This window comes from Flavobacterium sp. RSSA_27 (assembly GCF_051547125.1).
Lineage (GTDB): Bacteria > Bacteroidota > Bacteroidia > Flavobacteriales > Flavobacteriaceae > Flavobacterium.
In genome coordinates, this window is the sequence record NZ_JBPTTN010000002.1 from 157,397 (window position 1) to 182,639 (window position 25,243).

19 protein-coding genes and 1 tRNA gene are annotated in these 25,243 nt (G+C 36.5%); 6 read left to right on the plus strand and 14 right to left on the minus strand.

What is annotated here, in order from left to right; genetic code table 11:
* Positions 1-16: 16 nt before the first annotated feature.
* From ACSVH5_RS03535 to ACSVH5_RS03570, 8 genes are all read right to left on the minus strand, one after another.
* Complete coding sequence (locus tag ACSVH5_RS03535) at positions 17-382, minus strand: four helix bundle protein (protein ID WP_144254713.1); 366 nt, start codon at positions 380-382, stop codon at positions 17-19.
* A 66-nt stretch (positions 383-448) separates the two neighbouring features.
* Positions 449-1,630: a thiolase family protein gene (locus tag ACSVH5_RS03540; protein WP_159686186.1), complete on the minus strand. Its 1,182-nt coding sequence runs from the start codon at positions 1,628-1,630 to the stop codon at positions 449-451.
* 50 nt (positions 1,631-1,680) lie between these two features.
* The gene (locus ACSVH5_RS03545; protein WP_342690838.1) at positions 1,681-2,043 is read right to left on the minus strand and encodes a four helix bundle protein; all 363 of its coding nucleotides are present in this window, start codon (positions 2,041-2,043) and stop codon (positions 1,681-1,683) included.
* Between the two features lie 45 nt (positions 2,044-2,088).
* Complete coding sequence (locus ACSVH5_RS03550) at positions 2,089-4,479, minus strand: 3-hydroxyacyl-CoA dehydrogenase NAD-binding domain-containing protein (RefSeq protein ID WP_438060082.1); 2,391 nt, start codon at positions 4,477-4,479, stop codon at positions 2,089-2,091.
* An 84-nt stretch (positions 4,480-4,563) separates the two neighbouring features.
* Positions 4,564-5,022, minus strand: coding sequence for a MarR family winged helix-turn-helix transcriptional regulator (locus ACSVH5_RS03555; RefSeq protein WP_438060083.1), 459 nt, complete (start codon positions 5,020-5,022; stop codon positions 4,564-4,566).
* Between the two features lie 294 nt (positions 5,023-5,316).
* On the minus strand, positions 5,317-7,098 hold the full coding sequence (locus ACSVH5_RS03560; protein ID WP_438060084.1) for an AMP-dependent synthetase/ligase: 1,782 nt from the start codon (positions 7,096-7,098) through the stop codon (positions 5,317-5,319).
* 337 nt (positions 7,099-7,435) lie between these two features.
* Positions 7,436-11,113 (minus strand): phosphoribosylformylglycinamidine synthase, encoded by a 3,678-nt coding sequence (gene purL, locus ACSVH5_RS03565; protein ID WP_438060085.1) that lies wholly within the window; start codon positions 11,111-11,113, stop codon positions 7,436-7,438.
* Positions 11,114-11,197: 84 nt separating this feature from the next.
* Complete coding sequence (locus ACSVH5_RS03570) at positions 11,198-12,724, minus strand: hypothetical protein (protein WP_438060086.1); 1,527 nt, start codon at positions 12,722-12,724, stop codon at positions 11,198-11,200.
* A 180-nt stretch (positions 12,725-12,904) separates the two neighbouring features.
* Here ACSVH5_RS03570 and ACSVH5_RS03575 point away from each other — a divergent pair, with 180 nt between their 5' ends.
* From ACSVH5_RS03575 to ACSVH5_RS03590, 4 genes are all read left to right on the plus strand, one after another.
* Complete coding sequence (locus tag ACSVH5_RS03575) at positions 12,905-13,330, plus strand: PaaI family thioesterase (RefSeq protein WP_438060087.1); 426 nt, start codon at positions 12,905-12,907, stop codon at positions 13,328-13,330.
* Positions 13,331-13,361: 31 nt separating this feature from the next.
* Positions 13,362-14,450, plus strand: a complete 1,089-nt coding sequence (locus ACSVH5_RS03580) for an isochorismate synthase (RefSeq protein WP_438060088.1) — start codon at positions 13,362-13,364, stop codon at positions 14,448-14,450.
* A 52-nt stretch (positions 14,451-14,502) separates the two neighbouring features.
* On the plus strand, positions 14,503-15,219 hold the full coding sequence (bshB1, locus tag ACSVH5_RS03585) for a bacillithiol biosynthesis deacetylase BshB1 (protein ID WP_438060089.1): 717 nt from the start codon (positions 14,503-14,505) through the stop codon (positions 15,217-15,219).
* A gap of 75 nt (positions 15,220-15,294) precedes the next feature.
* A tRNA-His gene (locus tag ACSVH5_RS03590) sits at positions 15,295-15,368 on the plus strand.
* A gap of 132 nt (positions 15,369-15,500) precedes the next feature.
* Here ACSVH5_RS03590 and ACSVH5_RS03595 read toward each other — a convergent pair.
* The 6 genes from ACSVH5_RS03595 to ACSVH5_RS03620 all read right to left on the minus strand — a co-directional run bounded on the left by ACSVH5_RS03595 (position 15,501) and on the right by ACSVH5_RS03620 (position 22,714).
* Positions 15,501-16,580, minus strand: a complete 1,080-nt coding sequence (locus tag ACSVH5_RS03595; RefSeq protein ID WP_438060090.1) for a hypothetical protein — start codon at positions 16,578-16,580, stop codon at positions 15,501-15,503.
* A gap of 259 nt (positions 16,581-16,839) precedes the next feature.
* The gene (locus ACSVH5_RS03600; RefSeq protein WP_438060091.1) at positions 16,840-17,853 is read right to left on the minus strand and encodes a M28 family metallopeptidase; all 1,014 of its coding nucleotides are present in this window, start codon (positions 17,851-17,853) and stop codon (positions 16,840-16,842) included.
* A gap of 184 nt (positions 17,854-18,037) precedes the next feature.
* Complete coding sequence (locus ACSVH5_RS03605; protein WP_438060092.1) at positions 18,038-18,811, minus strand: dienelactone hydrolase family protein; 774 nt, start codon at positions 18,809-18,811, stop codon at positions 18,038-18,040.
* 90 nt (positions 18,812-18,901) lie between these two features.
* Positions 18,902-21,103: a penicillin acylase family protein gene (locus ACSVH5_RS03610; RefSeq protein WP_438060093.1), complete on the minus strand. Its 2,202-nt coding sequence runs from the start codon at positions 21,101-21,103 to the stop codon at positions 18,902-18,904.
* 1 nt (position 21,104) lies between these two features.
* Positions 21,105-21,959: a cyanophycinase gene (locus tag ACSVH5_RS03615; protein ID WP_438060094.1), complete on the minus strand. Its 855-nt coding sequence runs from the start codon at positions 21,957-21,959 to the stop codon at positions 21,105-21,107.
* Between the two features lie 302 nt (positions 21,960-22,261).
* Positions 22,262-22,714, minus strand: a complete 453-nt coding sequence (locus ACSVH5_RS03620; RefSeq protein ID WP_438060095.1) for an Lrp/AsnC family transcriptional regulator — start codon at positions 22,712-22,714, stop codon at positions 22,262-22,264.
* Positions 22,715-22,957: 243 nt separating this feature from the next.
* Between ACSVH5_RS03620 and rocD the strand changes: the two genes are divergently transcribed.
* A complete protein-coding gene (rocD, locus tag ACSVH5_RS03625; RefSeq protein ID WP_438060096.1) occupies positions 22,958-24,241 on the plus strand; it encodes an ornithine--oxo-acid transaminase in 1,284 nt (427 codons plus the stop codon).
* A gap of 8 nt (positions 24,242-24,249) precedes the next feature.
* Complete coding sequence (locus ACSVH5_RS03630) at positions 24,250-25,206, plus strand: arginase (protein WP_438060097.1); 957 nt, start codon at positions 24,250-24,252, stop codon at positions 25,204-25,206.
* The last annotated feature ends 37 nt before the right edge of the window (positions 25,207-25,243 follow it).

Sequence of the window (25,243 nt, forward strand, 5' to 3'; positions counted from 1 at the left end):
ATGAAAGATGAAAGAATCAAGAAGAAAGATTGTTGTCTAACTTACTTATGAAACCTGTTGTCATCTTTTGAAATTCAATTATTTTATTTTCTATTTCTTCTGTTTTTTCTTTTGATAAATAGTCATTTTGACAAGCTATCAATAACTGTGTCTGTAATTCAAATGATGAACCTAAACTAATATTCAAATAATGTTGAAAATGTTTATTTCCTCTATTTGAACCTTCTGCAATATTTGAAGGCATTGAGACTGAACATCGATTCATTTGACTAGATAAACTATAAGTTTCTGATTTTGGAAAAGTAAAAGTCAGCTTGTAAATGTCATTTGTAATTTCCATTGCTAAAATCCAAATTTTCAAATTCTTAAAGTTATGCCTCATAAGTTTTTGTTTCTTTGCTCTTGTGTCTTGCCTCTTGTGTCTTGCCTCTTTGCTCTTTTTTCTCTTTTACACCAACTCGAAAATCCCCGCACTTCCTTGTCCTGTACCTACGCACATAGAAACAATTCCGTATTTGTTGCCTCTGCGTTTCATTTCGTCGAATAATTGAACCGAAAGTTTAGCACCTGTACAACCTAGAGGGTGACCTAAAGCAATAGCTCCACCGTTTACGTTGATGATTTCAGGATTTAAGTTCAATTCTCTAGTTACTGCTAAAGCTTGAGAAGCAAAAGCCTCATTCAACTCAATCAAATCGATGTCATTTAGTGTCAATCCGGCTTGTTTTAAGGCTTTTGGAATGGCTTTTACTGGGCCAATTCCCATAATTCTTGGTTCTACACCTGCAGAAGCAAAGTTTACCAAACGAGCAATCGGCTGAATGTTTAATTCTTTTACCATTTCTTCGCTCATCACCAAAACGAAAGCAGCACCATCACTCATTTGAGAAGAGTTACCAGCAGTTACACTTCCATCGGCAGCAAAAACAGGACGCAAACCTGCCAAAGCTTCCAATGAAGTACCAGCTCTAGGTCCTTCATCTTTAGTTACTACATACGATTTGGTTTCTTTTTTACCATTTTCATTGATAAAAGTTTGCTCAACTGTAATAGGTACAATTTGGTTGTCAAATTTTCCTTCTGCTTGGGCTTTTAAGGCTTTATTGTGCGATTGAAAAGCAAACTCATCTTGGTCAGCACGAGAAATATTGAATTGTTTCGCCACCGCTTCTGATGTTAATCCCATTCCCCAGTAGTAATCTTCGTGACCAGCTGCAGCCACTTTGTAATCTGGTGTTGGTTTGTAACCTCCCATTGGAATATAACTCATACTTTCTGCTCCACCGGCAATGATGCAATGTGCCATTCCAGATTGAATTTTGGCTGTTGCCATTCCGATAGTTTCTAATCCAGAGGCACAGTATCTGTTTACGGTTACACCTGGTACATCATTCACTTTTAATCCCATTAAAGAAATCAAACGTCCGACATTTAGACCTTGCTCAGCTTCTGGCATGGCATTGCCTACCATAACGTCGTCAATACGGGTTTTGTCAAAATCAGGCAACTCATTCATCATGTATTGAATAGTCTCTGCTGCTAATTCATCTGGGCGTTTGAATCTAAAAACTCCCTTTGGTGCTTTTCCTACGGCAGTACGATAAGCTTTTACTATATATGCTGTTTTCATTGTTATAAAGTATTAAGATTGGAGAATTAAGTATTAAGATTTTCCAATCGTTATTTGTTATTAGTTTTTAGAGATTTTTGAAGGGCAAAATTCATATTACTCACTTCAACTAAATTATGGATGATTGGAGTAATTTTTACTTCTTCAACTAATTCTAAGCGTTTTGAAATCATTAATTGAGTGATTAATTCATAAGTAGAACCATTTGCAATACCAAGAAAATGCACAAACTCATTATTTGAGTTTCTTCCTGAGCCCTCAGCAATATTTGATGGAATAGAAACGGCACATTTTTTAATTTGATGTGTTAAGTTAAATTTCTCATCAGAAGGTAATTCTGAAGTAACTTTGTAAACATCCACAGCAATATCCATTGCTTTTTGCCAAATCTTTAATTTCTCAAATTGATGCATATTTCTAGGTCTTGATACTTAATACTTAATTCTTTGTACTTCAATCTAGTTTCTCAACGGTTTCCCTTTAGTTAACATAAATTGAATTCTCTCCAATGTCTTTCTTTCTGTACAAAGCGATAAGAAAGCTTCTCTTTCGATATCCAATAAGTATTGTTCAGATACTAAGGTCGCTTCAGATAAGTCACCACCAGCCATTACATAGGCCAATTTATTGGCGATTTTCTTATCGTGTTCAGAGATGTATTTACCAGCTTGCATTTGGTCAGTTCCTACTAAGAACATTCCCAAGGCTTGTTTTCCTAATACTTTTACATCTTTTCTGCGGATAGGTTGTGTGTAACCAGCTTCGGCCATCAATAAAGCATGTTTTTTAGCCTCAGCAATCTGACGATCTTTGTTGACTACCACTATATCTTTACCATGTTGTAAAATACCTAAGTCAAAAGCTTCATAAGCAGATGTAGATACTTTGGCCATAGCCACTGTTAAGAAATACTCTTGAAGAACATTCAATTCTACGTCGTTTTTACGGAACAAATCAGACGCTCTCAACGCCATTTCTTTTGAACCACCACCACCAGGAATTACACCTACACCAAATTCTACTAATCCAATGTACGATTCAGCTGCAGCCACTACTTTATCAGCATGAAGTGTCATTTCGCAACCACCGCCTAATGTCATACCGTGTGGAGCCACTACTACTGGAATTCCAGAGTAACGTACACGCATCATAGTATCTTGGAACATTTTGATAGCCATGTTCAATTCGTCGTATTCTTGTTCAACAGCCATCATGAAGATCATTCCAATATTGGCTCCAACAGAAAAGTTTGCTGCTTGATTTCCAATTACTAAACCTTGGTATTCTTTCTCGGCTAGATCGATGGCTTTGTTAATGCCTTGCAATACATCGCCACCAATAGTATTCATTTTAGATTGGAATTCTAGGTTTAAGATACCATCTCCCAAATCTTGAATAATGGCGCCACTGTTGCTCCATACTTTTTTGGTTTCGCGTATGTTGTTCAAGATGATGAATGCATCCTGACCAGGAACTTTTGTTTGTGATTTTGTTGGAACATTGTAGAAATAAGTAGCCCCTTCTTTCACAGTATAAAAACTAGTATTTCCAGCAGCAATCATTTCGGTAACCCATGCAGCAGGTGCTAGACCTTCAGCTTGCATAATTTCAATTCCTTTTTCAACACCTATTGCATCCCAAATTTCGAATGGTCCATTTTCCCATCCAAAACCAGCTTTCATAGCGTCGTCAATTTTGTATAATTCATCTGATATTTCAGGAATTCTATTCGAAACATAAGCAAACATTCCAGCGAAACTTTTTCTATAGAATTCACCCGCTTTGTCTTTTCCTTTTACTAAAACTTTAAATCTATTGATTGGTTTGTCAATTGTTTTAGTCAATTCCAAAGTGGCAAAAGAAGCTCTTTTCGAAGCACGATATTCTAAAGTGTCTAAGTCTAAAGATAAAATTTCTTTACCTTCTTTTTTGTAAAAACCTTGTCCTGTTTTACTTCCCAACCATTTGTTTTCCATCATTTTGTTGACGAAATCGGGTAGTTGGAATAACTCGTGTTGCTCATCAGTTGGACAGTTTTCGTAGATTCCGTTGGCCACATGCACCAAAGTATCTAGTCCTACAACGTCAACCGTTCTGAAGGTAGCCGATTTTGGACGACCAATAACTGGTCCCGTCAATTTATCAACTTCTTCAATAGTTAATCCCAATTCTTTTACCAAGTGAAACAAACTTTGTATTCCGTAGATTCCGATTCTGTTTCCGATAAAAGCTGGAGTATCCTTGGCTACAACCGATGTTTTTCCTAAGAATTTCTCACCGTATCCAGTTAAGAAATCCAGAACTTCTGTTGAAGTTTGTGGACCTGGAATGATTTCGAATAATTTTAAGTAACGCGCTGGGTTAAAAAAGTGCGTACCACAGAAATGTTTTTGGAAATCTTCGCTGCGACCTTCACTCATGAAGTGAATCGGAATACCAGAAGTGTTTGAGGTTACCAAAGTACCTGGTTTCCTGAATTTTTCAATTTGTTCAAAAACCATTTTTTTGATGTCTAAACGCTCAACAACCACCTCGATAATCCAATCAACACCAGCAATTTTCGCCATATCATCGGTAGTGTTACCTGTAGTAATACGGTTAGCAAATTTTTGATTGTAAATAGGAGAAGGTTTTGACTTTAAAGCGGTAGCTAGACTATCATTTACCAATCGGTTTCTAACGATTTTACTCTCGATAGTTAATCCTTTTTTGGCTTCTGCATCTGTCAACTCTCTTGGAACAATGTCCAAAAGCAAGACTTCAACACCAATGTTGGCAAAATGGCAAGCAATTCCAGAACCCATAATTCCAGACCCGATTACTGCGACTTTTTTAATTGTGCGTTTCATACTTAGTTACTATTTTTTTTCTATTTTTTTTAAAATGGTGCAATTCATTTAGAATGGATTCAGAGTATTTTGAATTGGTTTAACTTACAGCAATTCATCTGTTTCTGAACTATTGAAAATATTTTTTTCATGAATCAATTCGTTGATAATTTCTGCGACCTCCAAAAAATGGAGTAATTTTTCTTCCGAAACATGTTGCTTTACTGTTTCATTAAATTTTAGTACCGTGTTTTTTGAAAGTTCTCTTTTTTCCTTTCCAAAAGGAGTTAGATATAGTAAAACTCCTCTACCGTCATCTGGATTTTTCTTTCTGTAGATCAATCCTTTTTCTTCCATAGTTTTCAAAGTTCGTGTCAAACTCGTAGCTTCCATTCCCATTCTTGGTCCTAAAGCAGTCGAAGGTGTTCCGTCTTCTTTGTCTATACTCAATAAGGCAAATCCAGTTGCCATTGTAGCATCATATTTGGCGGCTTCTTCGTTATACATTCTAGAAACGGCTTGCCAAGTTGCTCTTAAAACATAATCAATTGTTTTGTCTTTCATAGTTTACTATATCGATTTCAAATATATACAAAAATACTATGCATGCATATTATTTTTTTAATTTTTTTATAAAAATAAATAAACTCCTTTCTATTTCAAGAGTTTATGGTGCTGTTAAACTATTTTTTTTGCTAATACCTTAAGATTTTGCTAACAAAAAGTAGAGATGTTTAAATTAGTAAAAAAAAGAGAGAGAATTTTAACTCTCAGTTTATGCATTAACTACCTATAACACCCCCAAAAAAAAGTCCTGAACTACAAATTCAGGACTTTTAGGTTCGTTTCAAATTGTTTTTAAGATTGACCGTAGATTTTATTGTATAAATCTCGGTACATTTCTAATACAATTTTACGTTTTAGTTTCAGGGTTGGGGTAAGTTGACCGCCATCAATTGACCAAACGTCTGGTGTTAATTCAAAGCGTTTTATTTTTTCCCAATTTCCAAATTTAGCATTCAAGTGATCTACTTCTTCTTGTATACGAGCAACTACTTTTGGATTAGAAATGATTTCTTGATTGGTTTTACCTACTTCAATTCCGTGTAGTTTTTCCCATTCTTTGATGAATTCAAAACTTGGTTGAATAAAAGCAGCCGGCATTTTTTCGCCATCTCCAATGACCATGATTTGTTCAATAAAACGGGATTGTTTCATGGTGTTTTCAATCAATTGTGGGGCAATGTATTTTCCTCCTGAGGTTTTAAACATTTCTTTTTTGCGATCCGTAATTTTTAAGAAACCTTCAGCATCAATGTTACCGATGTCTCCTGTATGAAAAAATCCATCAACAATTACCTCGGCAGTCTTTTCTTGATCTTTGTAATACCCCATCATAACATTAGGTCCTTGGCAAAGAATTTCGCCATCTTCAGCAATCTTTACGGTTACACCATCAATTAGTTTGCCTACAGTTCCCACTTTGAAGCCTTTATTTCTCATGTCGTTTACCGAGATTACAGGTGAAGTTTCTGTTAAACCATAACCTTCCATCACTGGAATTTCAGCTGCCGCAAACACTCTACACAAGCGGGTTTGTAGCGCAGCACTACCAGAAACCATCAAATCCAGGTTGCCACCCAAACCTTCTTTCCATTTACTGAAAATGAGTTTTCGAGCAATTTTTAATTGGAATTCGTACCAAAATCCGTTCGCTCCATAGGGTTCGTAACGCAATCCTAAATTGATAGCCCAAAAGAACAAGGCTTTTTTGATACCGCTCAACTCGGCTCCTTTGGCATAAATTTTATCGTATACTTTTTCTAGTAAACGTGGAACCGCAGTAATTACATTTGGACGAACTTCTTTGATGTTATCGCTAATTTTTTCTATAGATTCTCCAAAGTATACCGAAACACCATAATATTGGTACAAATACAAAATCATTCGTTCAAAAATATGGCAAATAGGCAAGAAGCTTAATGCCGTATTTTTTCCGGGTTCAAACGGAATTCTAGGTGCACTATTCAATACATTTGAAACAATATTCTGATGCGAAAGCATAACTCCTTTTGGTTTTCCAGTAGTTCCAGAGGTATAAATAATGGTAGCCAACTCTTGAGTCGTCACATTATTTTTGCGGTCTTCCACCACATCTTGATTGCTGGTGTCTGCCCCAAGAGTCAATAGTGAAGACCAGTTTTCGCAACCTTCAATTTCATTAAAAGAATAGATTCCTTTCAAAGCCGGAACGTTGGCTTTTATATTTTTAACTTTATTGTAAACATCTACATCCGAAACAAAGCAATATAAAGAACCAGAGTGGTTCAAAATGTATTCGTAGTCTTCCTCGCCAATAGTTGGATAAATAGGCACGGTTTGAGCTCCGGTTTGGAGTACACCAATATCCATAATATGCCATTCGGTTCTGTTATTGGAGGATATAATGGCAATTTTATCATTTTTTTGAATCCCCATTCTAATTAAGGCCCTAGAAATGGTATTTGCTTTTGAAATATAATCTTCAGTAGAAGTTTTGATCCAAACTCCATTTTGCTTGGTGACCAAAGCATCGGGAATTGAGTTGAATTTCTCTAATTGGTAATAAGGGAAATCAAATAGGCGTGTGATAGTTACCATTATAATTGAATTGAATTTTTCGCAAATTAATTAAAAAATGCAAACAATAGTAAGTTTTTAAAAACTAATTATTATGCTGAATACTAATTATTTGGTATTCAACGAAATCGATTTCATAATTTGGGAAATTTTAGTTTTTTTAAGTAGGAACCAAATAATTTTTTAAAAAATGGGAAAATTAAATAGTTGTGTTTTATGCGTTTGGAGAGCAATAATACTTTGTATTCTAGGTAGTGATTGTATTTATTTTAAATGATTTATTTATTTTCGTGTAAATGGTATTGTATAAAAAAAGCTCATTCTGTTAGGAATGAGCTTTTTGTTGAGAATAAAAAAATTATCGTTTTTCAATCCATTTTCTAGCGTTTACAAAAGCTTCTAACCAAGGCGAAACTTCATCTTTTTGTCCGTTGTCTGGGTAATATGCCCAGTTCCAAGGGAAAATAGAACGCTCAATATGTGGCATCATCACCAAGTGACGACCAGTTGTATCACATAGCATAGCCGTGTTGTAATCGGAACCATTAGGGTTAGAAGGATAGCCTTCGTAACCGTATTTTGCAACGATATTATAATTCGCTTCTTGTTCTGGTAGATGGAATTTTCCTTCGCCGTGCGACACCCAAACTCCCAATGTAGCACCTTCTAAGCTAGAAAGCATTACCGAGTTGTTTTTTTGCACTTTTACCGAGGTAAAGATACTCTCGTGTTTGTTCGAAGTATTGTGGTGCATTTTTCCGTGTACTTTGTGTTCAGGATTGATTAATTCTAATTCCATCCATAACTGACAACCGTTGCAAATCCCCACAGATAAAGTGTCTTCGCGTTTGAAGAAGTTTTTCAAAGCGGTATTGGCTTTTTCGTTGTACAAGAAAGCACCCGCCCAACCTTTGGCAGAGCCCAAAACATCCGAGTTAGAGAAACCACCCACAGCACCGATAAACTGAATGTCTTCCAGTGTCTCACGACCTGAAATCAAATCGGTCATATGTACATCTTTCACATCAAAACCAGCCAAGTACATTGCGTTGGCCATTTCACGCTCGGAATTACTTCCTTTTTCACGAATAATAGCTGCTTTTGGCCTAGGTTTACTAGCGTCAATGATAGCTTTCTTTCCGTCAAAATGCGCTGGGAATTGATAGTCTAATGGTTGGTTTTTGTAGTTCGCATAACGCGCTTCAGCCATGCCGTTACGAGATTGCTTAGCGTCTAATAAATAAGACGTTTTAAACCAAGTATCTCTTGTTTCATTTACATTAAAAGTAAACGTATCTGCATTGTTTTGGATGGTTACCAAATCTCCTTCGGTAACGGTTCCAATTTTGAAAATTTCTATATTTTGAGCGGCAAAAAGGGCTTCAATGGCTGCATCGGCTTGGAAAACCACAGCAATATTTTCATTAAATAATGTTTTTACTGTATCCGCTTCACCAAGAACGCTCAAGTCATACGTAGCACCTAAGTCTACTTCGGCAAACGAAAGTTCTAATAAAGTAGTAATCAAACCACCACTGCCTACGTCGTGACCCGCTTTAATTTGGCGGTTTTTGATAGCGTCTTGTAGGGTATTGAAAGCGGTTTTAAAATAAGCTGCATTGGTAATGCTTGGCACATCAGTTCCTACTTTGTTCAAAATTTGAGCAAAAGATGAACCTCCCAATTTGAAGCTATCTTGAGATAAGTTTAAATAGTAAATGTTGCCACCATTGCGTTGTAAAACAGGTTCAACAACTTTGGTAATATTGGTACAATTTCCTGCCGCCGAAATAATCACTGTTCCTGGAGCAATAACCTCGTCGTTAGGATATTTTTGTTTCATTGAAAGTGAATCTTTACCCGTTGGGATATTGATTCCTAATTCGATAGCAAAATCAGAACACGCTTGCACTGCTTCGTACAAACGAGCATCTTCGCCTTCGTTTTTACAAGCCCACATCCAGTTCGCCGATAAAGAAACCGATTGTAAACCGTCTTTTAAAGGAGCCCAAACAATATTTGAAAGTGCTTCTGCAATCGCTGTTCTTGTTCCCGCTACAGGATCAACCAGCGAAGCTACTGGCGAGTGACCTACAGTGGTCGCAATTCCTTCTTTTCCTTTAAAATCTAGAGCCATTACTCCCACATTGTTCAGTGGTAATTGCAATGGACCAGCACATTGTTGTTTGGCCACGCGACCTCCCACACAACGGTCTACTTTATTGGTTAACCAGTCTTTACAAGCGACAGCCTCTAATTGCAATACTTGATTAAGATAGTTCGGGATATTTTCAGTAGTATAATTTAGTTCAGTATAATTTACGGCTACTTTTTTGTCAGTCATTATCGTTTTTGGAGAACTTCCAAAGAAATCTTCCAAAGCATAATCCATAGGTTTTACACCAGTTGATTTGGATTCGAAGGTGAAACGATGGTCGTTCGTAACGTCACCAACTTGGTACATTGGAGAGCGTTCTCTATCGGCAATACGCTGTAAGGTGTCGATATCTTTTTCACCAATCACCAATCCCATACGCTCTTGCGATTCGTTACCAATGATTTCTTTAGCAGAAAGCGTTGGGTCACCTACTGGTAATTTATCCAAATCAATCAATCCACCAGTTTCTTCTACCAATTCCGAAAGACAGTTTAGGTGTCCACCTGCACCGTGATCGTGAATAGATACGATAGGATTGTGGTCACTTTCTACTAGTCCACGAATGGCATTTGCGGCACGTTTTTGCATTTCAGGATTAGAACGTTGGATAGCGTTTAATTCAATCCCAGAGCCAAAAGCACCTGTATCGGCTGAAGAAACCGCAGCACCACCCATTCCAATTCTATAGTTTTCTCCACCTAAAATAACGATTTTATCGCCAGCGGTAGGTTTCTTTTTTATCGCTTGATCTAATTTTCCGTAACCAATTCCACCCGCTTGCATGATAACTTTGTCATAACCAATTTTACGGTTGTTTTCTTCGTGTTCGAAAGTCAAAACAGAACCAGTAATCAATGGTTGTCCAAATTTGTTTCCAAAATCAGACGCTCCATTCGAAGCTTTGATTAAAATATCCATAGGCGTTTGGTACAACCAAGGTCTTTCGGCCATTCCATTTTCCCAAGAATGTTCATTAGTCAATCGAGAATAGGCAGTCATATAAACCGCTGTACCAGCTAGAGGCAACGAACCTTGTCCACCAGCTAAACGGTCACGAATTTCTCCTCCAGAACCTGTTGCAGCTCCGTTGAAAGGCTCTACAGTAGTTGGGAAGTTGTGGGTTTCGGCTTTTAAGGAAAGTACTGAGTCAAATTCTTTTTCTTCGTAGAAATCAGGTTTATCAGCACTTTTTGGTGCAAATTGGGTCACTTTTGGTCCTTTTACAAAAGCCACATTATCTTTATAGGCAGAAACAATATCGTTTGGATTCGTTTCTGACGTTTTTTTAATTAATTTGAAAAGAGAAGTCGGTTTTTCTTCACCATCAATTACAAAAGTTCCGTTGAAAATTTTGTGACGACAATGCTCTGAATTCGCTTGCGAGAACGCAAAAATCTCGGAGTCGGTTAATTTTCTACCTAATTTAGTGGCTAAATTAGAAAGATACTCCACTTCTTCTGGACTTAAGGCTAACCCTTCGGATTGGTTATAGGCTTCAATATCATCGATTTCCAAAATAGGTTCTGGTTGGATATTGATAGTAAAAATATCTTGGTTGAGCTCGCTGAATTTTTGCGAAAGCATAGGGTCAAAATCCGAAAAATCTTCGGTAACACGTTGAAATTCCTCGATTCTGATGATGCCAGAAATCCCCATATTTTGAGTGATTTCAACTGCATTGGTACTCCAAGGCGTAATCATAGTGGCGCGAGGACCAACAAAAAAATCCGACAAGACGGATTTTTCTATTTTAGTGGCATCAGCAAATAGCCAGTTGAGTTTTGAGATGTCTTGAGCCGACATTTCGTCTTCGCTCAATGCGTTCTGCGTTTGTACGGCAAAAACAGTGTTACTTTGGTTTTCAAAGAAATGAATCATTGTTGTAGTGTTTGTTGTATTGCGGTGCAAATTTAGTTTAAATAAATAGTAAGTACAAATGCCGAAAGCAAGTCTTTTTTATTATTATTTCGGAAACGCTTTATTTTGATAAGCCCCCAAATCAGGAGGTAAGGTTCTGCTTGTTCCTAAAATATCTAATGGAATTAAATAACTAGAATTCCCTTTGGCAAAAGCCGCCGAAGTGTTGTCAATGTTGAGTTGGTTTTGATTGACTTTGAAAAATTTTGGGTCTTTGTTTAATATTATCCCACTGTAGTGTGTAGCATCCGTTTCAAACTGATACAAAGGGTCATTAGTAAATGAATTACTGCTATTGTTGAATTTGAGCAAACAATGATTGAATTGATAATTGAAAACCGAAGTAGCTTTTTTATTCAACAACATTTCATTAGCATAAGAACCATAAATGATGCAGTTGTTAAAAGTAGCTTGCGTCAAATCTTTAGACTCAGGAACGGCGCCTGAGATAAAGTTGCTGACCAAAACCGCGACTTGTGAAGAACTGTTCCAATTGTTATTGAAAGTTGAATGGGTAAAACGGTAATCGCCACCATACAAACAAGCCAAACTCGCTACACCTGCATTGTTTATTACTACATTTTCGCCTACGATTTTGCCCGTTTGAGCCAGAATGCCGTAGTTGCTAGAATTATAGATTTGAGTATTTTTTAGTTGTACAGTTGTGCCATCGTTATTTTGAATCAAAAGTCCGATGGTTGCATTTTTTACAGTCAAATGGTTGATGCGGTTATTGGTGCTTCCGTTGGTTAGCCATAACGCTCCCCATTGTCCTGCAACATCAGAAAATCCGGGCTCTAAACGATCGCCTTCAAAAACGACTTCATTTTCTAAAGCTTTTGTGGTCGAGGTGGTTCCGTTGATTTGAATACTTCCTTGATTGGCTACGATTAATCCAGAATTGGCGTGAAAATGCACCCGAGTCCCCGCATCAAAAACAGCTGTTTTTCCAGAAGGAACTGCGGCATAACCATAAATCACATAGGGTTTTGTATTGGTAAAATGCAACTCATTGCCATTGATTGGGTCGTTTTCGTCCAAATAAAAACCTTCTATTTTTTCGCTTCCAATCGGGAGGGTTTCGGTCGTGCCATCTGCGAATCGTTGTGGATAAAGAAAAATAGCATCTTGTATTAAAGTAACCAATGCAACCGTTTGCAAATTGGCGCCACTATCAAATTGAATTTTATCCGTATACAAAAAATCAGTAGGGTTGGCATCAGCGATACTTGCTGTGGTTTCGATGAAAATATACAAGCTGTCTTTGGCCAACAACGTAATGTCTTTGAAGATTTTACCTGCTGTTCCTTGCTGTCCGTCTACGGTCATTCTGTATTTCGAATTGAGTCCTTTTTCGAATTGAATAATCGGAATAGTGATGTCGTTTTTACTTTTATTATAGACTTTTAGTTGGTACGTACTCGAACCAATGTTGGTAAAAACCGTGTCTAAATACACCGTATCCTTAGAAAATTTCAAATCGCCCGTGCTAGCCACAGTTTCAAAATCAGCTCGGCAAGAACCCAGGAGCAGTATCATTCCAAGAATAAAAACGGTAGCAATCGAGCGCATTTTTTTGTTTTTTATTTTGGTAAAAATAGCGATTAATTAGAATATTATGTTTAGCGAACACTATTTTGATTGGATTGTCTTACTTGGCGCGAAAGGATATTTAAAATGTTAGTAAAAAAGGGCTGACATTTTTGAGAGACAAAATACTTAGCTTATTTTTACAGTAAAATAGGAAGTGCTATGAAAATAAATAAAGAAAAAATGCTCCAATTTTGCAATGACTTTTCGAAAAATACGTTGATGGAGACCTTAAATATTGAATATATTGATGCTGGCGAAGGTTTTTTGGTGGCCAAAATGCCGGTCAATTCAGCAGTACATCAGCCAATGGGATTGTTGCACGGCGGTGCTTCTGTGGCTTTGGCAGAGAGTGTTGGGAGTGCGGCTTCCCACTTTTTTATCAATCCGGAAGCACAAGAAGTTCGCGGGATTGAAATCTCGGCCAATCATCTAAAGAGCATACGAGAAGGATTTGTTTTCGGCACCGCCAAAATAATTCATAAAGGTAAAACCGTACATTTATGGGAAATAAAAATCACCGACGAAGTCGGAAATTTGATTTCCTTATGTAAATTGACCAATATGGTTTTGCCAAAAAAAGTTTAATTGTTTTATTACTATTCAAAAACAGCAAGTTATGATTGATTTTTTTATAAAAGTACAACAGCAAATTGCTTTAAACTTGCCTTTTGTTCTGTATCACAAACCTCAAAAAAGTAAAATAGTTGGTTTTTTTCAAAAAAACGACCATCTGTTTTTTGTCAATGATTTTAAAGAAAGTGGTTTTGTGTTTGCTCCATTTAATGATGAACAGCAATTAATTATTCCCTTGAAAGAATCTGTGAAATGGGAAGCTATAATACCTACTATTGAACTGGATGAAGTCAAAAATAGCGACTTTGAACCGCATTTGGAGGGTAAAGCGGCTTTTGTAGCAATGGTACAAAAAGGAATTGAAGCCATTCATCAAGGAAATTTTGATAAAGTAGTGCTTTCTAGGCAAGAAAAAGTAAAAGTGACTGATTTTGATATTGTCAAGACCTTTGAAAAATTACTCGCTTTATATCCTGATGCGTTTACTTATTGTTGGTTTCATCCCAAAATTGGTTTATGGATGGGAGCTTCTCCTGAACGCTTAATTAAAGCCAAGCAGTCCCATTATTACACTACAGCCTTAGCTGGAACTCAGCCGTTTAAACATAATTTGCATCAAGTAATTTGGGGTGATAAAGAAAAAAAAGAACAACAATTTGTAACGGATTCGATTTTAGATAATCTTAAAGCGTACACTTCTGAATTTAATGTGTCTAGCCCTTATACCTATAGAGCAGGTAATTTAGTTCATATAAAAACAGATATCGAAGGAGTGTTGAAACGAAAATTTAATCTTAAAGAATTGGTAAGTGTATTGCATCCAACCCCTGCAATTTGTGGTTTGCCCAAAGAAGCTGCTAAGTCGTTTATCTTAGCGAATGAAAATTATGAACGCACTTATTATACCGGATATTTAGGGGAATTAAATTGTAAAGGTGATTATGTCAATAAACCCAAATCACATCTTTTCGTTAATTTGAGGTGCATGCAATTGCAAATAGATGCCTCTCATGAAATTTCTCATGCTTATTTGTATATGGGTTGCGGAATTACCGCAGAAAGTCAACCTGAAAAAGAATGGGAGGAAAGCGTAAACAAATCGCTGACTATGAAACGTGTTTTGTTGGGATAATGAAAATAAGAAAGGAAAAAGTACTTAGCATACAATAAAAAAATTTGTAAAAATGAAATTAGATATATTGGCCTTTGGTGCCCATCCAGACGACGTAGAATTAGGCTGTGCCGGAACCATTTTAAAAGAAGTCGCTTTAGGGAAAAAAGTAGGCATCGTAGATTTGACAAGAGGGGAGTTGGGCACGCGTGGTTCGGCCGAAATTAGAGACAAAGAAGCTGCCGCTGCTGCTGCTATTTTAGGCGTTTCGGTGCGCGAGAATCTAGCGTTTCGAGATGGCTTTTTTGTAAATGATGAAGCACACCAACTCGAAATCATAAAAATGATACGTAAATACCAACCCGATATCGTGTTGTGCAATGCCGTTGATGACCGCCATATAGACCATCCCAAGGGAAGCCAACTGGTTTCGGATGCTTGTTTTTTGTCGGGTTTGATGCGAATTTTTACAAGTTTAGATGGCGAAGAACAAAAAGCATGGCGTCCTAATGTAGTGTATCATTACATTCAATGGAAAAATATTGTGCCCGATTTTGTGGTAGATATTACAGGTTATGTAGAGCAAAAAACAGCGGCTATTTTGGCCTATAGTTCTCAGTTTTATGATCCCAATTCCAAAGAACCTGAGTCGCCGATTTCGAGCAAAAACTTCTTGGAAAGCTTGAATTATCGTTCCCGAGATTTAGGACGTTTAACAGGACTCGAACACGCCGAAGGTTTTACTGTCGAAAGGTATTTGGCTGTCAATAGCTTAAGCGATTTGAAGTAAAATTCTAGTATTTTTTTAAAAAAATCTTTGCAGAAGCAAACAATTGTGCTATATTTGCAACCGCTAAGCAAAATGGTGGTTGTAGCTCAGCTGGTTAGAGTAGCGGTTTGTGGTGCCGCGGGTCGCCGGTTCGAACCCGGTCAGCCACCCAAAATAAAAAGCCTTGAAGAAATTCAAGGCTTTTTTTGTGGGGTTTGGTGAAGGATTTGAAAAAAAAATTGATTAGAACATATTAAAAAAAACTCTGAATACAAATCCGAGCTGTCTGATTCAATTTAGATTTATGTATCATTAATTTTATTAAAATACCGCTCGTTTTTTGAGATATATTCAGTTAGTACGGTTAAGATTTCTTGTACATAATTTTTTTCCAATTTAAAATATTGACAATTAACAGCCTGATTAGAATTGCATTTTATTTTGAGAAATTTACAATAAATTGGTACACCTTTAATATCTTCAAAATCATACCAAGAATGATTCTCTGCGTGATAGCGACAAACAAAACAATTTTTAACTTTAAAATTTTGATTAGAAAAATCAGCTACTCCTTTTTTAAAAATTTCAGGATAATCGTGCCCATAATCATTTGAGATTACATGATTGACAATTTTTTTATATTCTGTTTCTAGTAGTTTTTTTATTTGTTTTAAATTTTTTTGTTTCAAGAGACATCTACCATCCTTATCAAGAGTAAATAAATTGAAGTCTTTTTGGCATTCACCATTGCAAATTGAAGTATTTATCTCTGATTTGAAATTTTTGAATTTTATTCTTGAATCCTCTACTCTTAAATATTTTTTATTTATTGGCTCAAAGTCTTCATCATTTTTAATTTCAAATTCAATAATCCTATAATTTGAATTTAGTTTTTTTTCAGTTGAAAAATGAGTAACCGCAATTTCAATGAATATTTTGTCCTTATTGTTTTTTCCTGTTAGCATTAAATCCGGGATAAAAGAACCTTCTCTTTTTTCAATAGATATTTTATCAAAGAACTCAATAAGATTAAACTTGTTTAAGGTCTTTTGAAGTTTGCATTTAAAATTAAGTTCTTTTTCAAAGTGATTACAGGTTCTTTTTTTATATAACTCAATTATAAATGGTTTTTGTGTATTTAAACATTCGGTATAATTTTCATAAAACAATTTTTTTCCAAGTAAATGTAAATATGTCTCTCCCGAACACGTCACAACTTTTTTATGGGCAAAATGATGTATCTTAATCTTTCCAAGTTTAGCAATTAGCTCTTTTCCACAACTTATACAAAAGAACTTAGATCTAAATCTGTTTTCTTCATTTAAGCTGTCAATATTAATCAGCTTCTCATTTTCATCTTTTGCATATTTGAATTTAATCATTGCTTATATTAATTGATTCCTTAATTTTTTTCAATTATAAATTCAATATTTTATATTGATTTTAAGTATAGTCTTTTATTTATTAATTATAAAATAATGTTTAAATAGGTTAATTAATTTCAAATAATATGATTCTTTATTATAGCCCCGACAGCAGCGGCTTCCTCTGCTTTTTTTGCTGCTTGAAAAGCAAAGATACACCAGATAGCGGGACCTATGCTGGCAAAAAAAACTACTTCCCCTGCACCTTAGAAGGCAACTAATGTAAAGGTTTGTCTACTGCAGGACGTTCGGGTCTGTTGGCCAATTCCCAAGCCATAGCAAAGGCCAATTGGGCTCTTTTGGCTAGGGCATCAAACTCGATTTTGCTGACTTCATCGGTTTTTTTATGGTAGTCCTCGTGCACACCATTGAACAAAAATACCGACGGGATGCCATTTTTGGCAAAGTTGTAATGGTCGGAACGCTCATAAAAATGATTGGGATCCTTCTTGTCGTTGTATTTGAAATCCAAATCCAATTTGGTGTATTTTTCGTTGGCTGCCACAGTGATTTCGTGTAGCTGACTCGACAATCTATCGGCACCAATGACATAAACGTAATTATTGGTTTTGGGATGGTCAAAATCGCGACGTCCAATCATGTCAATATTGATGTCGGCGATGGTGTTTTTTAAGGGAAACAATGGGTTTTGGGCATAAAAACGAGAGCCGTGCAAGCCGTGTTCTTCGCCTGTTACATGCAAAATTAAAATGGAACGTTTTGGACCGTGACCTTGTTTTTTTGCCAGTTGAAAGGCTTGTGCGATTTCTAAAAGCGCCACGGTTCCTGAGCCATCGTCGTCGGCGCCGTTGTAAACGTCACCATTTTTAACACCTACATGGTCGTAATGGGCTGAAATAACCAAGATTTCGTCTGGTTTTTCAGTTCCTTTGATGAAAGCCCAAATGTTCTCGGAGTCATTGAGTTTTGATCCGTAACGGGTGTTCATGAACTCAGCGGGTACTTTTTGATAATAGTCGGAGGCGCCGTCTGGAAATGAAATGCCGTTTTTTTTGTATTGTTCGATGAGATAGCGACCGGCTTTTTTTTGACCTTCGGTTCCTGTGTCGCGTCCTTCCATTTTGTCGGAAGCTACGATAGTCAGGTGTTTTTTTAGGTCGGCTTGGGTAATCGTAGCCAGGTACTTTTCTACGGGTGCTGCTTTGGGTTTGTTTTGTGCCGTACAGGAAAGGCTAACAAATACAGCACATACTAATGCTTTTTGTATCATTTTTAAGGATTTTATTTACCGAAGATTATATTTTTATTTGTGTTGTTTGATTACCGCAGATTCGCTGACTTTTTTCAAGTTTTGTGTTTTTTATAGCAAATTCAAAAAATATGTTTACATCGGCATAGTTTAATTTGCGACTCGAGCAAAAGCGAATAGACGAAGTAATTTGCGGTTAACTTTTTTATTTTTTTAAAATTTCGTTTAAGAAAAGTTGCATGTGTTCAAAGGAACGTTTTGCAGCTTTTTCATTGTAAGCGGCTCCTTTGGAGTTGTCGTTTCCTGCGTTTGGATCGGTAAAGGAGTGCACGGCATTGGCATAATAAATCATTTCCCAATCGGCTTTGGCGTCACGCATTTCTTGTTGAAAGGCCGCAATTTCTTCTTTGGGTACAAAGGGGTCATCGGCACCGTGACAAGCTAAAACTTTAGCTTGGATTGGAGTAGTGGTACGAGCGGCATCTTTACCTAAACCACCGTGAAAGGATACCACTCCTTTGATGTTCATATTGCCTCGTGCGGCTTCTAAAGCACCTGTTCCTCCGAAGCAAAAACCAATCACGGCAATATTATCAGCATTAGCGCCTGATTGAATGAGTTGTGCCAAGGCTAGGCTAATTCTTTTTTGATACAAATCGGTGTTCTTTTTGTAATAACCTGCATTTTTCCCAGCTTCGGCATTGTCTTTTGGATAATTTCCTTCGCCATAAATATCCGCAATAAAGGCGTGATACCCTAGATTTGACAATTTGATTGCGGTTTGTTTGGAATGGTCATCAATACCTTTCCACGCGGGAAGAATCAGAATTCCTGGTTTTTGGCTGCTTTTTTTCTTAGGTTGGATAGCAAAGCCGTTAAGTTTTTGATTGCCATCTTGATAGGAAACGGCTTTTAATTGGGCATTACTTGATAGACTACACAATAGTAGCGTCAAGAATAGGACAGTTATATTTCTCATAGGGTTAGTTTTTAACAAATATCAGTAATATTACTCAAAAAAAATACCCTCGTGAAAAATTTACGAGGGCATTTGAAGTATCGATTGCGATTACTCACCGGGATGATAGGTTTTCTCAGCATTTTTTTGGACGTCTTCTTTGTAAAATAAAACGTCTTTGAATTGGGCGTTTTGATACATTTTGGCTTGGTCAAAAAAGTGTTTCGAGTTGGGGTCTCCCGAATTTCCTCCTGCCAATAAAGATTTGGCTTTTATCTTTGGACCAAATTCAACCGCACAAATAAAGCTGTTGCCGTTGTAACCGTATCGTTTTTTGCTGTTGTTTTGGTACGAACTTTTGAAAGCAGGCAAACTTCCCCACAATACAGAAGCGGTACCCATTGCTAAACTTTCTTTATTGTCGTCATATGTTAAGTCAATATCTCCCGAAGGACGTTGAAAACGGTTGATGTCACCCCACGGAACTTCCCATTTTCCAAATTTGGCTTGCAGTTCTTGTATAACTTCTCTTAATTGTGGTAACATGTCATCAATGCCAGCTGTTTTGGCAAACTCGGTCATGTTTTCTACTTGGTCTTTTTCACCTTCGTCAATGTAGACTTTTTGTAAAATTGGATTCAATTTGAACGCCCATTCATTAGCCAAAGTGGTAGCCACAGAATTTACATTCGAATAATAATTCCAATTTTTCAACACTTGGATTGGAGCTGCCAAATCTTTGAATTTGGGTTCTTGAGTTTGTGCGTCTTTTTGAAAATTAGCAATCAAAGCAGGAAGTAACACTTCAAAAGCCGAAAGTTTGGTGTCGTAACCATCCTTAATTAAATCGTCTAGCGTGTATTTTTTGTCTTGACTGAAAATACGAACGGCATTAACTCCTCTGAAGTTTTCTCCGTCAGGCGCCATATATGGTAAATAGTTGGATTCTTTTGGGCTATTGTTGCCTGCTACAGAATAGGGAGTGGAGTTGCAATTTTGTAACCAGCCGTTAGTTGGATTGTACAAATGCACGGTTTCGGATATTGGATGTAAACCTTTCCATTGGGTTTTGGAGGTGCTTCCATCGACTACTTTGGCCCAATTGAGACTTTTGTCGCGCATTGGAATATAGTTCCCGTGCCAATAGGCTATGTTGCCTTTGTTGTCGGCATACACAGTATTGTTGGAGGTGTTGGCTTTTAAATCCATTGCTTTTTGGTAGTCCTTGAAATCCTTTGATTTGGTTCTCACCCAACTTTGTACCAAACTTTCCATATTGCGGTTTTTGGATTTCAAACTAATCCATTTTCCGTCTCGTTTAGCCATAATCGGACCGTGAATTGTAAAATAGGTCTTGATGGTTTTGGAGGCCATTTGTCCTTTGTCCAAATACTTAATGACGATGTTTTTTTCTTTTACTGGTAATAATTTTCCATCGTATTCATAAAAAAGTTTCCCCTTTTGGTCGACTATTTTTTCTGCATACATATCGGCTACATCTACATTCGAAGACGTATGCATCCAGCCACAGTTTTCATTAAAACCTTGGTAAATAAAAAATTGTCCCCAAGTCACGGCTCCGTAGGCATTTAATCCTTCTTGACTACTGATTTGGATTTCGGGTCTGAAATAAAAAGTAGTATGTGGATTGATGTACAAAAGTGCATTTCCCGAAATTGATTTTGAAGGCGCAATGGCAAATCCATTCGACCCCGTTTGCACATTCACGTCTCTTTCAACGTAAGCAACTTTGTCGTTGTTGCCAGAGTAAAAAGCTTTCAATTCACCAGTGGTTAAATCGGCGGTGCTAATCGCGCCAATACTGCCGTCGGTCCAAAGCAAAGGAAACCAAGGTTCAAAACGAGTCAGCAATAATGGTTTTACTTCAGGATGTTTATACAAGTAATAGTTGATGGCATCAGCATAACTGTTCATTAATTTTTTGAGCCAAGGTGCTGCTTTTTTGTAATCGGCTTTGGCTTCTTCGGCGTCTATGAGCAAACGGGTTTCTAGATCGTTGTACAAAACACTAGCGCCTTTTATTTCAGCCAAGCGACCTAATTTTTCGATATAGTTCATTTCGACACGCTTAAAGTCGTCTTCGCATTGCGCATACAACATACCAAAAACCGCATCAGCATCAGTCTTTCCGTATACGTGAGCAATGCCCCAATTGTCTCTGATGATAGTAACTTGTTTGGCTTGTTGCTCCATTCGTTTTACCTCGGCAGCAGTTAATTGTTGTGCCCAAATTGATGTCAGTGGACTCAATAGTAGCATCCAAACAATCGCCCAATAGTGTTGTGTTTTCATTTTATTGGATATTAAATTTTTGACCTTCAATCAAAACGCTCATTTCTAAAGATTTGATACTCACAAGATGATTTTTGGGTGCTTTCTTGATTTCTTTAGGATTTTTGACCACGATGACTTCGCTTTCGCCTACGACTTCAACAGTTTTGTCTCTCACAACAATGGCGGTACTTTCGTCAATGCCAATTCCAACGTGATTCGGGAAATCGACTAGGCCTGTCAGTAAGCGATTGTAACGACTTCTTTTTAGAAAATGCTGGTCAATAATAACGTTTTTTACTAAGCCCAAACCTGAGTTGATTTCAAGGTTGTCATAACGGATATTATCAAAAGTTTCAGTGTATTTGGTTTCTAATTTTTGGTTCCCCGTAATCATATTTTCACACATAACCGCTGCACCTGCGCTAGTTCCTGCAATAGTGCTCCCGTTTTGATGGGCTTTGTGAATGGCATCATAAATCGGAGTGCCACGAACGACTCCCATAAATCGGGTTTGGTCTCCACCGCTGATGAAGATGAGTTTGGCTTTTTGCAACGAATCCGTAAGGACTTTATTTTGACTCGTAGTTTTGTCAAAATTGAGCATTACGATAGGATGAGGAGTTAATTTGCTTAACTGTTTTTTGAAATAAATATAAGCACTATCAGGTTCTTCACTTGACATAGGAAGCACCACAATAAAATCTTTGGTTTTTAAGTCAGCTACTTTAAGCATCTGATTCATCAATACATCAGAGCGTTTTCCGCCACCAATGATGAATAATTTTCCTTTGTTTTTTTGAGCGAATGCCGTTAGATTGAACAGTAAAAATAAGGATAGAAAATGAGAAATAAATTTAAATTTGGATTGAGACATATTGTTAAGTAGTATTAAATAAAAATGCTAGGTTTCTATTGATTTGTTATTCTCAAATGATTCTAAATTTTCTATTTTTTTTTCTTATTTATTTGAAAAAAATAACCGCATCAATTTTCTGTAAAGTATTGGTATTAAAGGAAAAAAAAGAGTATGTTTAGTTACAGTGAACATTTTTTTTTGTTTAAAAAGTATCTTTTTAGAATATTTTTCTAGATCATTTTTTTTGTAATAAAAATTACCTTTACTCTTTTCGATTCACTTAAATTTTAATTCAAAATTTTTGAATAACCTAATTAGGATTACAAAGTTACATTGCGCTTAAACGCACAACCTAACTCAATTATAGAATCGGTTTTGGCGATGCCTGGAATATTATCGATTTTTTCGTACAAAACTTTTCTCATATGTTCGTGATCTTTTGCGATCAACTTTACATACAGCGTAAAAGAACCGGTAATAAAATAGCATTCGGTTATCTCAGGTATTTGTTTTAATTCCTCAATCACTCTTTTGGAGTCGGCATCTTTGTTCAAAGTAATGCCTGTAAATGCTCCCCAATCATAACCAATCTTTTTTTCATTGATTACAGGTTTGATCCCAGCGAGTACACCTTGCTCAATTAATCGGTTGATTCGTTGATGCACCATGGTATTGGAAATTTTGAGACTTGTGGCAATAGCAGAAAAAGCCATTCTACCATCTTTTTCCAATTCTTTAATGATATTGATATCAAATTCATCTAATACTTCCATTTTTTTATCTATTTATAAGTTAAAATCACTTTTTTTTTATTCATAAAAGTAATTATTTTTAATTCATTTCAAAATGAAAGTGGAATTTCGATTTCAAAAATACCAAAATGACTTTAATTTTAATCAAAAAAAATAAAAAAATATTTATTTAAAGAATATTTAAGTCAAAAAACACTTTTTTTTAGAATAATTAAATTAATTGAATTACTTTTGGCACTTATAAATTAATTTAAGACCATTAATATGAAACATACAGCACAAATTCTTTCTTCAAAATCTGAAGTGTTGATTGCAAAAGAAGACCAATACGGCGCACATAATTATCATCCGTTACCAGTAGTTTTAGAGCGAGGGGAAGGGGTTTATGTTTGGGATGTTGATGGTAAAAAATACTTTGATTTTTTGTCTGCTTATTCAGCCGTAAATCAAGGACATTGTCATCCAAAAATTGTTGGAGCAATGGTAGAACAAGCACAAAAGTTGACCTTAACATCTCGTGCTTTTCACAATGACAAATTAGGTGTTTTCGAAGAATACGTTACAGATTATTTCGGCTTCGATAAAGTATTACCAATGAATACCGGAGCTGAAGCGGTAGAAACTGCTTTAAAATTATGCCGTAAATGGGCGTATGAAGTGAAAGGCATTCCAGAAAATCAAGCGCAAGTGATTGTTTGCGAAAATAATTTTCACGGAAGAACTACTACAATTATCTCTTTTTCTAATGATGAAGGAGCGCGTAAAAGTTTTGGTCCATTCACCGAAGGTTTTATCAGAATTCCTTATGACGATATCGATGCTTTAGAAAAAGCATTGCAATCTTCACCTAACATTGCAGGTTTTTTAGTGGAGCCTATTCAAGGTGAAGCAGGGGTTTATGTGCCTTCCGAAGGGTATTTAGCAAAAGCTAAAGCACTTTGTGAAGCAAATAATGCTCTTTTTATTGCAGATGAAGTGCAAACGGGAATCGCTCGTACTGGTCGTTTATTGGCTACTTGCGGCAATTGTTCTTGTGAAAAAGGTTGTACTAAAACGCCTGAAGTAAAACCAGATATTCTTATTCTCGGAAAAGCCATTTCTGGCGGAGTGTATCCAGTGTCGGCTGTTTTGGCCAATAATGAGATTATGAATGTAATAAAACCAGGGCAACACGGTTCTACTTTTGGAGGGAATCCAGTGGCAGCAGCTGTGGCTATAGCAGCTTTGGAGGTGATAAAAGAGGAAAATTTAGCTGCTAACGCAGATCGTTTAGGAAATATTCTAAGACTAGGTTTAAATGATATAGCAGCCAAAAACCCATTGATTACTTTGGTTAGAGGAAAAGGTTTGCTGAATGCTATTGTGATCAATAGCGATGAAGATTCTGATTTGGCTTGGGATATTTGTTTGCGATTTAGAGATTATGGTTTGTTGGCTAAACCTACACATGGGAACAAAATTCGTTTTGCGCCACCCTTGGTGATTACCGAGGAGCAAATTCAAGAATGTTTGGCGATTATTGAAAAGGCGTTAAATGACTTCATCTAGAAATTTGTATGAAACCAATTAAGTTAATTAAAAATAGATCCGATATTGGAGCAGGAACTCGAGGCTCTGATTTAGGGGTAGATGCTATTGAAATTGCAGCGATCAATCAAGGAAGTGATTACTTTAATCAGTTTCCATTTGAAGATATTAAGACTCATAACGAATCGATTTACGATAAAGATCGAAGTACAGTGGCCAAAAGGATAGAACATGTGGTAGAACAATGTGTTCGTGTTTCGAATGCTGTTCAAAAAAATTTGAAAGACTATTTTCCAATTGTGTTATCCGGAGATCATTCCTCAGCATTAGGAACCATAAGTGGGATTAAATCAACATTTCCTGAGCAAAACGTTGGTGTAATTTGGATTGATGCACACGCCGATTTGCATTCGCCCTACACTTCACCTTCTGGAAATATACACGGAATGCCTTTAGCGGCAGCATTGGCCAATGATAATTTGGATGCTAAAACCAATGCTGTAGATCAAGATACCCAAAAGTATTGGGAAGAAATGAAACAGATAGGCTACAAAGGCCCAAAAATTCAACCAGAGAATTTGGTGTATTTTGGTGTTCGCGATACCGAAGAAGCAGAAGATCAACAAATGGAACGATTGTCTATTCGCAATTATAAAGTAGACGAAGTGCGTTATAGAGGTTTAGAGACTTGTGTGGCAGAAGCTTTGGTAAAGCTGTCTCATTGCGAAGTTTTGTATATATCCTTTGATGTGGATTCCATGGATTGCGATTTAATTTCCTACGGAACAGGAACACCTGTAGCCAAAGGATTTGATCAATATGAAATCATTGCTATCATTGAACAGATAATAAAAACCAAAAAAGTAGTTTGTATTGAAATAGTAGAAGTTAATCCCTTATTAGATACGAAAGGAAACAAGATGGCAGAAACGGCTTTTCAAGTACTGGAGGCGGTTACGTCAACTCTAGTATTACCTATTGAGTAAGAAGTTTTTTATATGTTAATTTTAGTTGAAAAGGCTT

What these genes read in the sequence shown, in the direction of transcription:
- ACSVH5_RS03535 (WP_144254713.1), bottom strand. Translation starts at nt 382, where the DNA reads ATGAGGCATAACTTTAAGAATTTGAAAATTTGGATTTTAGCAATGGAA.
- ACSVH5_RS03540 (WP_159686186.1), bottom strand. Translation starts at nt 1,630, where the DNA reads ATGAAAACAGCATATATAGTAAAAGCTTATCGTACTGCCGTAGGAAAA.
- ACSVH5_RS03545 (WP_342690838.1), bottom strand. Translation starts at nt 2,043, where the DNA reads ATGCATCAATTTGAGAAATTAAAGATTTGGCAAAAAGCAATGGATATT.
- ACSVH5_RS03550 (WP_438060082.1), bottom strand. Translation starts at nt 4,479, where the DNA reads ATGAAACGCACAATTAAAAAAGTCGCAGTAATCGGGTCTGGAATTATG.
- ACSVH5_RS03555 (WP_438060083.1), bottom strand. Translation starts at nt 5,022, where the DNA reads ATGAAAGACAAAACAATTGATTATGTTTTAAGAGCAACTTGGCAAGCC.
- ACSVH5_RS03560 (WP_438060084.1), bottom strand. Translation starts at nt 7,098, where the DNA reads ATGGTAACTATCACACGCCTATTTGATTTCCCTTATTACCAATTAGAG.
- purL (WP_438060085.1), bottom strand. Translation starts at nt 11,113, where the DNA reads ATGATTCATTTCTTTGAAAACCAAAGTAACACTGTTTTTGCCGTACAA.
- ACSVH5_RS03570 (WP_438060086.1), bottom strand. Translation starts at nt 12,724, where the DNA reads ATGCGCTCGATTGCTACCGTTTTTATTCTTGGAATGATACTGCTCCTG.
- ACSVH5_RS03575 (WP_438060087.1), top strand. Translation starts at nt 12,905, where the DNA reads ATGAAAATAAATAAAGAAAAAATGCTCCAATTTTGCAATGACTTTTCG.
- ACSVH5_RS03580 (WP_438060088.1), top strand. Translation starts at nt 13,362, where the DNA reads ATGATTGATTTTTTTATAAAAGTACAACAGCAAATTGCTTTAAACTTG.
- bshB1 (WP_438060089.1), top strand. Translation starts at nt 14,503, where the DNA reads ATGAAATTAGATATATTGGCCTTTGGTGCCCATCCAGACGACGTAGAA.
- ACSVH5_RS03595 (WP_438060090.1), bottom strand. Translation starts at nt 16,580, where the DNA reads ATGATTAAATTCAAATATGCAAAAGATGAAAATGAGAAGCTGATTAAT.
- ACSVH5_RS03600 (WP_438060091.1), bottom strand. Translation starts at nt 17,853, where the DNA reads ATGATACAAAAAGCATTAGTATGTGCTGTATTTGTTAGCCTTTCCTGT.
- ACSVH5_RS03605 (WP_438060092.1), bottom strand. Translation starts at nt 18,811, where the DNA reads ATGAGAAATATAACTGTCCTATTCTTGACGCTACTATTGTGTAGTCTA.
- ACSVH5_RS03610 (WP_438060093.1), bottom strand. Translation starts at nt 21,103, where the DNA reads ATGAAAACACAACACTATTGGGCGATTGTTTGGATGCTACTATTGAGT.
- ACSVH5_RS03615 (WP_438060094.1), bottom strand. Translation starts at nt 21,959, where the DNA reads ATGTCTCAATCCAAATTTAAATTTATTTCTCATTTTCTATCCTTATTT.
- ACSVH5_RS03620 (WP_438060095.1), bottom strand. Translation starts at nt 22,714, where the DNA reads ATGGAAGTATTAGATGAATTTGATATCAATATCATTAAAGAATTGGAA.
- rocD (WP_438060096.1), top strand. Translation starts at nt 22,958, where the DNA reads ATGAAACATACAGCACAAATTCTTTCTTCAAAATCTGAAGTGTTGATT.
- ACSVH5_RS03630 (WP_438060097.1), top strand. Translation starts at nt 24,250, where the DNA reads ATGAAACCAATTAAGTTAATTAAAAATAGATCCGATATTGGAGCAGGA.